The following is a 14106-nucleotide window of genomic DNA, read 5'->3' as shown; positions in this document are numbered from 1 at the left end:
TAAGTTCGTCTATACGACTTCATGCTACATTCATCTAAACTGAACTTACACCAGCGGCTGCATGCCGCGCTCCAACCAATCCTCGCGAGTCGGACCGTAAATGTCCGGAACGCGTAGTCCGGCTTGACGCATTAAGACGATCATTTCACCGCGATGGTGAATTTCATGCGAAATGAGGATGCGCAGTGTTAAGCCATTGAGCCACTGCTCGCCATACATGTCAGTGCTTTCAGCAAGCTTAGCATCTGTCCACTGGGACTGGATAGCTTCGGCTAGCCCGGCTGAAGAGGAGCGGTAGGTGTCAGCAATTGTCTTGGCGGATGCAGGCGCGATTTCTTCGCCCTCGGGCGCGTCGAATTTGAGACCTGTACGTGAGGACATTTCGTGAATTGTTGTGGCGATATGCCAACCTATTTGACCAAGTGTGCGGAGCTCAGGCCCAATTTGCTGTTTAAGTGAAGCATCTGTCAAAGTGTCCAACACGCGCTTAGTAGCTTTTGTTTCATTATTCCATTCATTTACAAAATCTTCGATTGTTCTAAACATGGGTGAGCCTCCTTAGAGTTTTTCGCCAGAAAAACTGGCATTATAAGCATTAGCTTGAGTTTTTCGCCAGAAAAACTGGCATCGTAAGCATTGGCTTGAGTTTTTCGCCAGAAAAACTGGCATCATAAGCATTCTTTTATTGATTGTGCCTACTTCATACCCTCATTATAAATAAAGAACACTGACAACGTCCTGTCAGTGTTCTTTTGCGTAGAGTTGAACAATTTTTTCAGCTTTATCTTTGATGATGGCTGCAATATGGGCCGGCTCGAGAATACGCAGGTTAGGACCATAGCTAAGAAGCATGCCGTGAAGCCACGATTCATCCGGTTGGGTGGAGGTAATCATCAAAGTGCCGTCAGCTTGTACGGTAATTTGCTCAGGACGGAAATAATCCTCTACTTGAGCGCGAACATTCGGCTGTGCATGCAGCACGAGCTTGATGAGCGAGGATGGGTCTCTTTTACCCCAACTATAATCTAGCTGTTCTAAGTTTCCTTCTTTGCGTTCAAAGGTTCTCTGAAGCACTTCAATATCTTTCATTCGAGATAATCGGAAGATGCGAACATCTTGACGCAGAAGGCAGTAGGCATACAAATACCAGCCAAACCCTTTGACCACAATGCCCATAGGTTCTACTGTTCTCACAGACTCCTCACTTTGGGAAGTAATATAATGGAAGGAAATCAGCTTGGATTCCTTAATTGAAGTACGCAGGGTATTCATTTTCTCTTTGTCCTGATCGTTGCCACGCCAAGGATTCATATCTATAATAAGTTGATTGTTTAGGTTAGCGACGGTATTCTGTTCCGATTTTGCTACGAGAGCTCCGACTTTATCAAGAAGGTTGCTGATCTCTTGGTCGCCGACGGTATAACGGATTCCTTTGAGGCCGACAATGATAGATTGCAGCTCATCAAGGGACAGGAATTGGCGATCCAGTCGATATTGGTCCATAATCTCATAGCCACCGCTCATCCCAGCATAGGAAACGACAGGTACGCCAGCTTGATTAATTGCCTCAACGTCGCGATAAACGGTACGCAGTGACACCTCAAAACGCTCCGAAAGTTCTTTAGCGCTAATTCTTCTTCGGTTTAGAAGCAGCATAGTTATGGCAAGCAGACGATCTATTTTCAAGAATAGCACCTCATCGATTCATGTGTGTAGTTAACTTTAACATTTGATTCCAGAGAAGGAATTCCTTTTTGACATAAAGAAACCGACCTAGACACACGATAAAAGTAATTAGTATTCGAATATCCAATGGAAGATTTTGAAATAATAAGCCGAATTCAAATCTATGATTAGGAGTCGGATTACATGTTTAGTAAATATGTTAAAATCGCCTTACAAACAGCCGTAATTAGCTTACTATTGAGCAGCTCATCCTTATGGAGAGGGGGACTCGTGTCCGCAGAAGAGATGCCACCTCCGTCGCAAACTGCGCAGCAAGGCGAGCTTATACAAACGCGTGAGATTGATGTCACAGGTGACGGCAAACCTGATACGGTTTCCCTGGTAGGGATGAAGTCGGATATTAGCAGTCCGTACTATGATAAGCTTTTCATTACCGTCATAGGACAGGCACAGACCCATGTTGTCATCCCTCTTGAGGGTGGATATAATCCGCAGATGGATTTCTGTGACTTTATTCAGGATAAACTGCCTCAAATCTATGTTTCCGCCGAAACAGGTGGCAGTGGGGGGCTGTCCAACTACTATATTTACTCACTGAAAAATAATGTTCCGACTGCAATCCCGCTGCCTAGTCCCCTTCATGTAAAGGCTACCTTCAAGAAAAATTATGTGGTAAAGATGAAGCTTGAGGAGACTGGGAAGACTTTCAAAATTGATATTAAGGACCGCAAGGACGATTACGAGAAATTCGGTGTTTACAAAAATGGCATAGTAGTGAAGCCGATTATTGTGGATGTTCATGCTTATGGCGCCCTGAAGCCGATGGATGTAGATCGTGATGGGTACTGTGAGTTGAAGGGTGTTCAGCGAATCACCGGTATTGCGAATGCAGATACACTTAGATACGTTATCTCTGTTTGGAAATGGCAAAAAGGAAAATGGATTTTAAAAGACGCCTCGATTGTCAAAACACTGCCAGGCAAGTTACGTTAAAAAGACCGCCATCTCACGGAGTGCAATGGTTCCATGATGTGGCGGTCTTTCTATTAAATCCATGTTCTTATGCCCAATTACCTTTGCGAAACAAAGCTTCACGGCTTCCATCTGCCAATATGCCATCGATCTCCATGTCAGCTGCGCCGATCATGAAATCAACGTGGATTAGACTTTTGTTGTAGCCATTCTGGGTTAGCTCCTCGGGGCTCATCGTCGTTCCGCCTTCAATCGTGAACGGATATGAATTACCGAGCGCTACGTGACAAGAAGCATTTTCGTCGAATAAGGTGTTGTAATAAATGAGCCCTGACTGTGAAATGGGGGAGTCGTGAGGCACTAGTGCCACTTCACCCAAGTAACGGGCGCCCTCATCCATGTCCAGCATTTTATTTAACACTTCTTGACCTACCTCTGCGGTCGCTTCGACAACTCGGCCATTTTCGAATTTCAAGCTGAAGCCATCGATTAGGGAACCTTGGTAACTCAGCGGCAACGTGCTGCGAACGGTTCCGTTCGTGCCATTTCGCGCAGGCATCGTAAAGACTTCTTCCGTTGGGATGTTCGGCACGAAGAAAATGCCTCGCTCCGACTCGCTCCCTGCGGCAACCCATTGATGCTTAGGGGCTAACTCTATGTATAAATCTGTACCAGGTGCTTTGAAATGAAGCTGCTTGTACTTTTTGTTGTTCAGCAGGTTCTGTTTTTCGGTCAGTGTCTCGATATGCTGTTTCCATGCGGCAACCGGATCTTCTTTATCCACGCGAGTAAGCTTGAAAATCTGCTCCCACAGCTTCTTGATACGCTCGGCTTCACTCAAATCAGGGAATACCTTAGCCGACCATTCCGCTGTCGGGAAGGAGACCATCAGCCAGTTCACCTGGTTGCTGCGCAAATATTTCAAGAACCCTTCACGCGCCGTAGCCGTCGTTTTGCTGGCAATGGCGACCCGCTCAGGGTCTACATCTTTGAGCAAATCGGAGTTAGGCGCGTAGATTTGGAGGAAGGCTGCACCTTCCTTCGCCATCTCTTCCAGGCCGCTTGCCCGCCACATAGGGTACTCGTGCAGTGTGGATTCCGGGGCATGCTTGAGGCGCAGCGCCTTCACTTCATCGTCGTCCCAGTCGATGACGACATCTTTGGCGCCAGCGTCGTAAGCCTTTTTCGTCAGCTTGCGCACAAAGTCTGCGCAGGCGATCGGCGTCATGATGACGACGGTTTGGTCCTTTTGTACGTTTAATCCTACACGAATTGCAAGCTCTGCATATTTATCTAAATAATGTTCGAATGTCTCCATATCGCTGGCTCCTTTATATTTTAGTGAGATATAGTGTATGATAGAAAATAAAACTTTAACCCGTGGGAGAAAGGCTGGGCGAATATGGAAACGAAGAGCGCAACAATAAGCACTCCATCCAATTTCATTAAGAACATTGTAAACGAAGATCTGAAATCAGGCAAAGTCAGTCAGGTTATTACCCGATTTCCCCCGGAGCCGAACGGTTACCTTCATATAGGACATGCGAAGTCGATCTGTCTTAATTTTGAACTTGCGGATGAATTCAAAGGGTTAACGAACCTTCGCTTCGATGATACGAATCCGGTAAAGGAAGATACCGAATATGTAGAATCCATTAAAGCCGATGTGGCATGGCTCGGTTTTCAGTGGGATGGCTTGTTCTTCGCTTCGGATTATTTTGAGGAAATGTACAACCGCGCACTGGTATTGATCCGCAAAGGTTTGGCGTATGTGGATAACCAAACAGCGGATGAAATTCGTGAGACCCGCGGGACGCTTACACAGCCGGGTACGAACAGTCCTTACCGCGAGCGCAGTATCGAAGAGAATCTCGATTTGTTCGAGCGTATGCGTGCCGGTGAATTCAAAGATGGAGAGCGTGTTCTTCGTGCCAAGATCGATATGTCTTCGCCGAACATCAACCTTCGCGATCCAATCATCTACCGTGTCGTGCATGCCCATCACCATAATACGGGAGATGCTTGGTGCATCTACCCGATGTACGCTTTCGCGCACCCTTTGGAAGATGCCATTGAAGGTGTTACGCATTCCATCTGTACGCTCGAGTTCGAAGACCAACGGCCGTTCTACGATTGGGTTGTTCGCGAGTGCGAGATGCCGAATGTGCCTAGGCAGTATGAATTTGCACGCCTCAACCTGACGAATACGGTGATGAGTAAAAGAAAGCTGAAACAGCTTGTCGACGAGAAAGCCGTTGACGGTTGGGATGATCCGCGGATGCCCACCATCTCCGGTCTGCGCCGCAGGGGCTTTACGGCTGAAGCGATCCGCAATTTCTCTCGCGAAATCGGCGTAGCTCGCAGCTACAGCGTGGTCGATTCGAAGATGTTGGATCATTTCATCCGTGAGGACTTGAAGTTGAAGGCTCTGCGTACGATGGGCGTTCTGAATCCACTCAAAGTCGTGATTACGAACTACCCTGAGGATCAAGTCGAAATGCTGGATATGGAGAACAACGCAGAGAATCCGGAGATGGGCACTCGCCAAATCCCGTTCTCCCGCGAGATCTACATCGAGCAAGACGATTTCATGGAAAATCCGCCGAACAAATATTTCCGGTTATTTCCCGGCAACGAAGTGCGGTTGAAAAACGCCTACTTCATTAAGTGCAATGATTTCATCAAAGATGAGAACGGCAAAGTAGTCGAGCTGCACTGCACCTATGACGTGGAAACGAAAAGCGGCAGCGGCTTTACCGGCCGTAAAGTCAAAGGAACGATCCACTGGGTAGATGCGAAGAGCGCTGTACCTGCGGAATTTCGCTTGTATGAGCCGCTGATTCTTGATAACGAAGAGAACGAGGATGCTTCGTTCTTGGAGAACTTGAATCCGAACTCGTTGCAAATTATCCAAGGTTTCGTGGAAGATAATATGAAGCAAGCGCAGCCGCATGATAAGTTCCAATTTTTCCGCCACGGCTATTTCAACGTAGATCCGAAACATACAACAAGCGACCGACTGGTGTTTAACCTGATTGTCTCGCTGAAAAGCTCTTTTGAGATATAAGATATTGGGCTCGCTTGAATCCATAAGATTAGACAGGAAATCCTAGTGAAAACTAGGATTTTTTGTTGTATAGGAACCTCTGGTATAATGAGAGCGATAGGGTCTCTTTGAATATCCATACTTTGTTATAGATAAGGATCAACACAATGAAAGTTAAAAAAATGGATCCCCGCGTCGTGCGTACGCATCAACTTCTCAGAAGAGCGTTGATTGAATTAATGGAAGAACGGGATTTCGAACAAATTACCGTGCAGGATATTTCAGAACGCGCAACGGTCAAGCGAGCGACGTTCTATTTGCATTTTGATGATAAGCAGGCTTTCGTCCAGCAGTATATGAATGAGATTTTGGAAGATCTTAGAGAGCATCTATTTGTCTCCGAAGCTAGTGATCCAGAAGAATTCGATATGCTGAGTGGTAAGGCGCATCCTAGCTTTGTTCGATTGTTTCATCAAATTGCCGAAAATTTCAACCTCTACTATGCACTTTTGGTGAGAAATCGAGTGCCGTATTTCGCTTCCGCGTTACTGGAGGTCATTCATGAGTTCATCTCCAAAGGCGTGGATTTTACAGAACCGGATGACCGCAATTTAACAGCTACAAGGGAAATCGTCGTTAAATACGTTGAGTCCGCTTTTCTTGAGGTCATTATTTGGTGGGTTGCGAACAATATGCCCTATTCGGAAGAAGAGATTGCGGCACATCTGATGAACCTTTCGATTCGAGGCCCTTACAAGCATATTCCCGAAAGAAAAAGCCGGATATGAACCGGCAACCCAAAAACCGCTTCATTTATGACATTCATAAATGGAGCGGTTTTCTTTGGTGAAGAGCTCATCAAGTAATTACAAAGCAGTCCAACCGCCATCGATGACAAGCTCCGAGCCAGTCATAAAGCGCGATTCATCGGAAGCGAGGAATAGAACGCCGTACGCCACATCTTCAGGTTTACCGAAGTAAGGGAGCTGCGTGAACGTTTTGTAGTAAGGCATAGCATCCTTCATGGATGGTTCTGTCATTGGTGTTACGATAATGCCCGGGTGCACAGAGTTGACACGAATGTTTTGTTTCGCGTATTCAACCGCGGCGGATTTCGATAAGGCGCGTAGGGCACCTTTCGCTGCTGTATAGGGGCTTGACCCTGCCATACCTACGATGCCGCCGATGGAGGAAATGTTGATGACAGAACCTGCACCGGCTTTTTGCATTTCGGGGAAAACATATTTCATCCCCAGCACACAACCCGACAAATTGATGTCCATCACGCGATTCCACTCACTCATTTCGATATTCGCGATCGTTTTCGTCGACGAAATACCCGCGTTGTTCACGAGGATGTCCACTTTGCCGAACCGGTTGACCGTTTCTTGCACGATCTGCTTCCACTCTTCTTCCGAAGCGACATTATGTTTGAAACCGATGGCTTCGCCACCGCTTTCGTTGATTTCACGAATGACTTCTTGCAGTTCGTCGTCCTTAATGTCTGTTCCAATCACTTTAGCGCCTTCTTGGGCAAAAAGCTTCGCTTCCGCAGCCCCCATGCCTAATGCAGCCCCTGTAATAATAGCTACTTTTCCACTTAAACGTCCCATCTTATATCAGACCTTTCTTGAATAAAATTAGAATGATAAGCCACTGCGTACCCAAGTGCAGTTAAGTTGAGTACCTATTTGTATTATACAACATAAGCATCTAATATGTGAAGTTTTATACAACATGTAAAATAAGTTAAACAAATGGACATAATGAAGCTTTTTTTTCAGTTCATTGGAGAAAATATATTTTGTTCACAAATATCCAGTAATATGAATGATATATTCCTATTTTTTAAGGAGAGTGCCGCGTGACAACCGTTTTGGTGGTAGATGATGATATTAATATTTGCCGAATTACGAAGTTGTATTTGGAAAAAAACGGCTATAGGGTGGTAACCGCAAATGATGGTGAGCAGGCGCTAGCCCAGTTCGATGAGCTGCACCCAGACTTCATTGTACTCGATATTATGATGCCCAAACGCGATGGCTGGGAGGTCTGCCAGAAAATTCGTGCGAAGAGCGATGTGCCTATTCTTATGCTGACGGCAAGAGGTCACGTGGATGAGCGAATTGAAGGTTTGCAGATGGGCGCCGACGATTATTTAGTGAAGCCCTTTGACCCGAATGAACTGGTTGCTCGTGTGACCACGATTCTCCGCAGGACGCTGCTTCGCACAGAAGCTGCTGCGCCTGCTCATCTATATGAAATGGGCAGCTTGAGAGTGGATAGCTTGTCTCATGATGTGACTGTAGAAGGGCAGTTTGTTGCTTTACCCAAGAAGGAGTATGAGCTGCTGCTGTTTTTCGTACGAAACCCGAATCAAGTTTTTACCCGGGAGGACCTAATCGCCAAGATATGGGGTTGGGATTTCGAGGGAGAAGACCGCGTCGTGGATTTATATATTAAACGTTTGAGACAAAAACTTTCTGCTTTGACGGAGAGGAAAGAGGACTGGAGCATCCGTACCGTATGGGGTGTCGGGTATAAGTTTGAGGGGCCCGGAGCATGCTGAACTCTTTTTACCGCAAGCTATTATTTATTTATATTTCGATTACGGTTGTGTCCATTCTTGCCATTTCAGGAACCATTGGCTATACGATGAAACAGAAAACCTATGAGCGCAGCGAGAAGCTCCTGCTCGAGAAGGTGGAGCAAGTGGGTGAACTAGCCAAGGATTTGTTCGATAACCCGACACAGCTGAAGGATTTCCGTAAGCAGATTAGCGCCATTGAGAAAACGTCGAACGTTCACGTTGCCGTTATCAAGCATCCAAAAGCAAATCAGGATAAGATTCAGTCGGTGGGCGAGACTCCAGCGCGTAAGGAATGGGTGGATAAAGTGCTGTCGGGTAATCAAGTGACGGTGCGAAGCAATTTTGCTCAAAATAGTACGGTGAATATGCTCATTGTCGGGCGGCCAGTAATGCAGGAGAATCGCGTTATTGGCGGGATTTTCTTATATACACCAATTGAAAATATTCAAGATACGATCAATGGCATTAATCGAGCGATCTTCGTATCTGCAATATCGGTTGCGTTACTTGCGATTGCTGTCCTGTACTTCGTTTCTAGACATTTTGTGAAGCCGATTCAGCTCATGAGTAAAACCGCAGAGGCTTTGGCCATGGGGGATTTCAGCGGAAGGGTACCCGTTAGAGGCAAGGACGAAATCGCTTCACTGTCAGGATCTCTGAATCGCATGGCAGGTAAATTGCAGAAGGTAGAAGAGGGACGCAAGCGATTCCTATCCGAAATTTCCCATGAGCTGCGGACGCCGTTGACGACCATTCGAGCTTCCTTGCAAGGGATAACGGATGGCGTTGTTGAGCCGGAGGATGCGAAGGAATTCATTCAAGTTTCACTTCAGGAGACCCTTCGACTGAGCCATTTGGTTGATGATTTGATGGAACTGTCGTCTTTTGAGGAGAAGCAGGTCAAATTAAACCTCCAGGATGTCGATGTACCTGACTTAATAGGGCTGGTGGTTACCCAACTCAAGATGAAAGCCAAAGCTAAGCAGATCGAACTGAGCTCGGAGGCAGAGGGACCATACTTGGTTTATGCGGATGCTGACCGGTTGAGACAGGTATTTATCAATTTGCTGGACAATGCCATCAACCATATTCCTGAGGGGTCATCGGCGGGTATTCGAGTAAAAGTAGTCAAAAATGAACGCTGGATCGAAGTGTGGGATAACGGCCTGGGTATCGCGCCAGAGAAACTGCCGCATCTATTCGATCGTTTCTATAAATCGGATGAAAGCCGCTATCGTTCCGGCGCTGGCCTCGGTTTGCCCATCAGTAAACACATCGTAGAAGCTCATGGCGGTACCATTCGAGTGGAATCTCAACTTCAAATGGGTACGGTATTTAAAATATTTTTGCAGTCGCCAATGCTTCGCAGCATGACAAACTTATGACATAACTCTTCGGTAAGATAGGGTTCGTAAGGTAAACATAACCATAAACGAATCGAGGAGCGATACTTATGTTGAAAAAATTAACAGGCCTTGCGTTGGTGGGTGCGATTGTATTGTCTGTTCCGATGGCTGCTTTTGCTGAGAACACACAGGGAGCGGCTACTGCAGCGCCAACAAGCAAGTCCACTAAACCAGTCAAACAACTGCTTCTGGATAAAGCGCAAATTTTTGGCATATCGACAGAAGGTAAAACGAGTGAGCAGATCAAAGCGGAGCTTAAAGCTTTAAGTGCGGCCAAACATACAGAACAATTAAACAAAGCAGCAGCTAAACTGGGGATTAGCACAGACGGCAAAACTGCGGAACAGTTGAAAGCTGATATTCAAGCGGCTGTTCAAGTGAAGCTGAAAGAGCAGGCAACCAAGCTAGGTCTTAGCACAGATGGGAAAACGAATAAAGAGCTAAGAGCAGCGCTCAAAGCGGCAGCTTTAATGAAACTGCAGGAACAAGCGGCGAAGCTCGGTCTCACCACCGATGGAAAAACAAGTAAAGAGATTAGAACAGAGACTGCAAGCGGCCGCTTTAGCGAAACTGCAAGAAAAAGCAACAAAAGCAGGTATTGCAACAGAAGGCAAGACAGCCAAAGAACTACACGCTGCTTTAAAGGCGAGTAATGAAAGTAAAAGGGCAGAAGCAGTGAATAAAAAAGCCGCTAAATTAGGTATCTCCACGGAAGGTAAGACCACCGAGCAGGTATTTGCTGAAATTGAAAGTGCGATGAAGGCGAAATGGGCGAAGCAGGCCCAGAAGTAGGTTTGGATGTACTGGAGTTGTACTGACAAAGTACAGGGAAAGTACTGGAGATGTACAGGAAATGTACAGGAAAAGTACGGAAAAGTACAGGGAAAGTACTGGAGAAGTACAGACAAAGTACAGGAAATGTGCAGGAAATGTGCAGGGAGAGTAAGGAAAAGGGTAAGGACAGGAATAAACCTCGAGGGCGGCCTCGGGGTTTGTTTCTTGAGATCACGGGTAAATGAAATCTCACTCGGTGAGTGATTTTGTTTTCAGTGTGTCAGTTTTTTTGTGGCTTAAATGGGCTAAAGTTGTACAACGTACAACAATTTCGGGGGTTTCTTTTCACCAAGCAAGTAGTTGTTGTATTTTGTGCAACAATTTAGCTTGATTTCATCAAATAGAGCTACTTTTGGGAGAAAATGTTGTATTTTCTACAACAATCGTCGAGATAATGCGGAATAGCCGGCCGATTGTTGTACAAAATACAACATTCCTCCTTGATCAAGCATTGGGCCGAGGATAAATCCAACTTAGGCATAATCTGGAGAAACTGAAAGGTATCAACTCCCCATAAAATAAAGAAACCCAGAGGGCAACCGAGGCCACTGAAGAACTAGCCTTTTAGTTTAATTGGTGGTTCATTTACAGAAAAAAGAAGACATCCTCCTAAGTGGTCGATGTCTTCTTTCGCTGTTTTTGGCCTTTTGGGACTTTCAATTTTAATCATTTAGCTTCAAGATTCGTTTTAGATTCACCGCAAAAATCGCCATTGCTCCCTGAAGTTCCATACCTAATAGACCCGCGGAAGTGGCTACATCATACCCGTGTCTGTGCTTCAATTCACTGTTCTTCGCTTCAATTTTGTAGCGTTCTTTCGACTTCGCTTTGAAATCTTCACTCTCTTGAAATGCCATTTGGTCGGAATGTTCGTCGGACTTTATGCTGACGGAGTAGCTCTTTGACTTGGCTCCTTCCTTGTAACACCCTTCCCGAAGAGGACATCGCTTACATTTCGACACATCAAAATAATAGGTAGTCACTTGGTTCTTGCTGACACCTTTTTTCCCCTGCCTCGCTTTTCGCGTCGCCAAATGACCTGCTTTGCAAACATACAAACCTGCGTCTTTGTTAAACTCAAACTCCTCTTCTTTTTTCCGGTTTCCCTGGGTAACCACGGGATTCAGTTTGGCTATTAATTCAATATGGTTTGTATTGCTGTAGATGAGATTGTCCTTCTCCGAGTACGCCATGTCGCCGATCACTGTTCGGACATCCATGCCTGCCACTTTACTTTTTTCAATGAGTTCTTGTAGTTGCTTACCGTCGTTCTTTTCACCTGTTGTAACGATGGCTGCTGTAATAATTCGTTCCTCGGTCATGGCCAGATGTGTCTTGTACCCAAAAAAAGCGGAGTCCGCACTCTTGTGCCCAACCCGTGCGTCAACATCTTCTGAAATTCGAAGCTGCTCTACATCATCTAGAACGGTTTCCTTCAACATGTTGAGGGTCTCTTGAAGTTTGGGCACTAAAGCAATACCTAGCTCATTTTCTACGGTATGTATGAGTTTTTGGCAATAACTGATCTCATCTTTCAAATCTGCATTGGTATTTTTGGCTGGGAGCTTGCCCTTTAAGCTTTCATCTATCATATAGAGAGCTTTGCGCACCTTACGTGCCCGATCCTGCAAGATTTCTTGAGGAGACTTCTGGTTGTAACGCGCTTTGGTGTGGGTGGCATCAACAATAATAGCCTTGCTCTTAATAATTCCCTTTTCGGTGGCAAGTTGCACAGTTTTCTGAATGAGCAAATCCAGCAAATTCATGTCTTTCAAACGAAGTTTGCGAAATTTGGTCAAGGAACTAGGATCCATAACAGGGTCTTCTGGCGCCATTCCAAGAAAATATTTGAAGGACATATCGTAACGAGAACGGTCAACAATGTCCACATCGGACAAATCGAAAATAGCTTTCAACAACAAGTATTTAAACATTCGGATTGGATCAATGGCATTACGACCATTATCGAGACAGTAATTTACCTGAAGTTCTTCGTATATGAATGTAAAATCCACGAGTTCATTTATTTGTCGAAGCAAATTATCCTTAGGCACAATCAAATTATAGAGTTCAACATAAGGACTTAACAGCAAAGTTTGTTGTTTTTGGATCACTCGACTCACCCTTATTCCAATGATAATAAAAGTATACAAGAAAAAGGTGCAGTCTCCTCACATTTTTCGCGAGAATACTACACCTTTGTTTGGTTTTACTTTTTCAGTGGCCTCGGGCAGCCTCGGTTTTTTTTATTGATTCATAAAGAGAATATCTCGCGTATTGGCATCAGGGGCGATGAAATCAAACAGGTGTTCCGCTTCCTCAGCAATCTCATCTTGATCAACTTGGGATAAGGGCTCGAATAAGTTGATGGTCAAAATAGCCGATTTGCGCTTCTGGGTGATGGACCAAATGCCGCGAACAAAACCATCGACAATCAGTGTGGCCCGGATGATGCCATTGTCCGTGAACACCAGATGCTTGTCTTCATCGCGCATGATACGGGTGCGATCGTCGTAGGACAGGAGCATATTGTCGAACTCCGATAGGAAACGTAGCGGAGCTGGGGTTGCAGGGTCCGGTCGAGGAGCGTCCGGCAGGTCGAAAAGCTCGTTTCCTTGCTCGTCGCGAAAGGAGAGCAGGCTGGGGCGCAGCCGCTCGATCACCTCGCGCAGCCGAGTAAGCCCGGACCAGACCTGCATATCCTTGACGGATGCAGGTCCGAAGGCCGCCAGGTAGCGCAGCAGCATGGCTTCGGGGTCTTGCCCTTGTGCCAGCGGGCGGCCGAGCCAAGCTTCCGCTGTGGTATGGGCGGCCTGCCCGCTGGCGCCCCAGATGCCGCGGGGCGGCACCTGGACAAGCGGCAGGCTGCAGCGCACCGCTTGAGAAAGAGCAGTGGCATCGCTCTGCGGCCACTGGGCTTGAAGGCGCTTGCCGAGCTCACTGAAGGTGAGCGGCTGCGCCTCTAACAGCGCTCGCCCGGCGGCGGCGAGCGCGTCTAGATCCAGTTCGGCAAGCTTCTTGCCGAACGTGCCCTTTAAGGCGCGGTCCTGCACGGACTGCAGGACGGGGCGCAGCGTCAGGCAGTCTTCGGCCGTGACGAGATGAATCGTCGAGCGCATGAGAGCGATGCGCACGATGCTTCTGTCCATGATGAGCCGAGAAAGCTCCTCATGGCGAAAGTTCTGCAGTCTAGTCCACAACGCCACGTAAGGTGGGTTAGGAGCTTGCGCCTGCAGCCCGACGAGGTGCTCGACAGCCTGGAGGACAGGCATGTTCGAGCGCTCCAAGAGTAATTGCCGAGCTAGTAATGCTCGGTTTAAGGCACGCTGACTGAGGATGGGGCTGGCACAGCCGGTCATGTCGGGTTCAGCAATGTCCATTTTAGCGCAGCCCTCGTCTGAAGAATTAAATAAAGACATGTACATGCCTCCTATGAATTGAACGATCATTTGCTATATTAATTCCATTATATAACAACTAAGTGACAACGTATTGTCAGGGAGGAATACATGTGTTAAAACCAGACAAGTTGTTTCCGTTGGTATCAGCACGCTACAATGGGATTAACGTAC

12 protein-coding genes are annotated in these 14106 nt (G+C 46.5%); 6 read left to right on the top strand and 6 right to left on the bottom strand.

Translation table 11 applies throughout. The features are described 5' to 3' along the window. Nucleotides 1-45: 45 nt before the first annotated feature. Both ACBP55_RS37200 and ACBP55_RS37195 read right to left on the bottom strand, forming a co-directional pair. Nucleotides 46-546, bottom strand: coding sequence for a DinB family protein (locus tag ACBP55_RS37200; RefSeq protein WP_464648565.1), 501 nt, complete (start codon nt 544-546; stop codon nt 46-48). 195 nt (nt 547-741) lie between these two features. Further along, nucleotides 742-1686 (bottom strand): helix-turn-helix transcriptional regulator, encoded by a 945-nt coding sequence (locus ACBP55_RS37195; RefSeq protein WP_029197636.1) that lies wholly within the window; start codon nt 1684-1686, stop codon nt 742-744. 183 nt (nt 1687-1869) lie between these two features. Between ACBP55_RS37195 and ACBP55_RS37190 the strand changes: the two genes are divergently transcribed. Continuing rightward, complete coding sequence (locus ACBP55_RS37190) at nt 1870-2679, top strand: hypothetical protein (RefSeq protein ID WP_464648564.1); 810 nt, start codon at nt 1870-1872, stop codon at nt 2677-2679. Nucleotides 2680-2746: 67 nt separating this feature from the next. Here the strand turns inward: ACBP55_RS37190 and ACBP55_RS37185 are convergent, their stop codons facing one another. Beyond that, the gene (locus tag ACBP55_RS37185; RefSeq protein WP_464648563.1) at nt 2747-3976 is read right to left on the bottom strand and encodes an aminopeptidase; all 1230 of its coding nucleotides are present in this window, start codon (nt 3974-3976) and stop codon (nt 2747-2749) included. Nucleotides 3977-4060: 84 nt separating this feature from the next. Here ACBP55_RS37185 and ACBP55_RS37180 point away from each other — a divergent pair, with 84 nt between their 5' ends. Together ACBP55_RS37180 and ACBP55_RS37175 are read left to right on the top strand one after the other, a co-directional pair. Continuing rightward, nucleotides 4061-5725, top strand: coding sequence for a glutamine--tRNA ligase/YqeY domain fusion protein (locus ACBP55_RS37180; protein ID WP_464648562.1), 1665 nt, complete (start codon nt 4061-4063; stop codon nt 5723-5725). Between the two features lie 146 nt (nt 5726-5871). Further along, nucleotides 5872-6492 (top strand): TetR/AcrR family transcriptional regulator, encoded by a 621-nt coding sequence (locus ACBP55_RS37175; RefSeq protein WP_464648561.1) that lies wholly within the window; start codon nt 5872-5874, stop codon nt 6490-6492. A 78-nt stretch (nt 6493-6570) separates the two neighbouring features. Here the strand turns inward: ACBP55_RS37175 and ACBP55_RS37170 are convergent, their stop codons facing one another. Next, nucleotides 6571-7317, bottom strand: a complete 747-nt coding sequence (locus ACBP55_RS37170) for an SDR family NAD(P)-dependent oxidoreductase (protein WP_029197631.1) — start codon at nt 7315-7317, stop codon at nt 6571-6573. A gap of 251 nt (nt 7318-7568) precedes the next feature. On the opposite strand from ACBP55_RS37170, the gene ACBP55_RS37165 reads away from it, so the two are divergent. The 3 genes from ACBP55_RS37165 to ACBP55_RS37155 all read left to right on the top strand — a co-directional run bounded on the left by ACBP55_RS37165 (nt 7569) and on the right by ACBP55_RS37155 (nt 10353). Then, nucleotides 7569-8273: a response regulator transcription factor gene (locus ACBP55_RS37165; RefSeq protein WP_464648560.1), complete on the top strand. Its 705-nt coding sequence runs from the start codon at nt 7569-7571 to the stop codon at nt 8271-8273. After that, nucleotides 8267-9679 carry a sensor histidine kinase gene (locus ACBP55_RS37160; RefSeq protein WP_464648559.1) on the top strand — a complete coding sequence of 471 codons (1413 nt, stop codon included), beginning with the start codon at nt 8267-8269 and terminating at the stop codon, nt 9677-9679. The genes ACBP55_RS37165 and ACBP55_RS37160 overlap by 7 nt, the downstream gene beginning before the upstream one ends. Before the next feature lie 68 nt (nt 9680-9747). Continuing rightward, nucleotides 9748-10353, top strand: a complete 606-nt coding sequence (locus ACBP55_RS37155) for a hypothetical protein (RefSeq protein ID WP_464648558.1) — start codon at nt 9748-9750, stop codon at nt 10351-10353. 843 nt (nt 10354-11196) lie between these two features. On the opposite strand, the gene ACBP55_RS37150 is transcribed toward ACBP55_RS37155, so the two are convergent. Further along, nucleotides 11197-12648 (bottom strand): IS1182 family transposase, encoded by a 1452-nt coding sequence (locus ACBP55_RS37150; RefSeq protein WP_464644886.1) that lies wholly within the window; start codon nt 12646-12648, stop codon nt 11197-11199. 132 nt (nt 12649-12780) lie between these two features. Further along, nucleotides 12781-13953: a winged helix DNA-binding domain-containing protein gene (locus ACBP55_RS37145; protein ID WP_464648557.1), complete on the bottom strand. Its 1173-nt coding sequence runs from the start codon at nt 13951-13953 to the stop codon at nt 12781-12783. Nucleotides 13954-14106 lie beyond the last annotated feature (153 nt).

The organism is Paenibacillus sp. WG02 (assembly GCF_055396115.1).
The sequence above is the reverse complement of the archived record's forward strand: the minus strand, read 5'-3'. Positions and strand labels throughout refer to the sequence as shown.

What these genes read in the sequence shown, in the direction of transcription:
- ACBP55_RS37200 (WP_464648565.1), bottom strand. Translation starts at nt 546, where the DNA reads ATGTTTAGAACAATCGAAGATTTTGTAAATGAATGGAATAATGAAACA.
- ACBP55_RS37190 (WP_464648564.1), top strand. Translation starts at nt 1,870, where the DNA reads ATGTTTAGTAAATATGTTAAAATCGCCTTACAAACAGCCGTAATTAGC.
- ACBP55_RS37185 (WP_464648563.1), bottom strand. Translation starts at nt 3,976, where the DNA reads ATGGAGACATTCGAACATTATTTAGATAAATATGCAGAGCTTGCAATT.
- ACBP55_RS37180 (WP_464648562.1), top strand. Translation starts at nt 4,061, where the DNA reads ATGGAAACGAAGAGCGCAACAATAAGCACTCCATCCAATTTCATTAAG.
- ACBP55_RS37175 (WP_464648561.1), top strand. Translation starts at nt 5,872, where the DNA reads ATGAAAGTTAAAAAAATGGATCCCCGCGTCGTGCGTACGCATCAACTT.
- ACBP55_RS37170 (WP_029197631.1), bottom strand. Translation starts at nt 7,317, where the DNA reads ATGGGACGTTTAAGTGGAAAAGTAGCTATTATTACAGGGGCTGCATTA.
- ACBP55_RS37160 (WP_464648559.1), top strand. Translation starts at nt 8,267, where the DNA reads ATGCTGAACTCTTTTTACCGCAAGCTATTATTTATTTATATTTCGATT.
- ACBP55_RS37155 (WP_464648558.1), top strand. Translation starts at nt 9,748, where the DNA reads ATGTTGAAAAAATTAACAGGCCTTGCGTTGGTGGGTGCGATTGTATTG.
- ACBP55_RS37145 (WP_464648557.1), bottom strand. Translation starts at nt 13,953, where the DNA reads ATGTCTTTATTTAATTCTTCAGACGAGGGCTGCGCTAAAATGGACATT.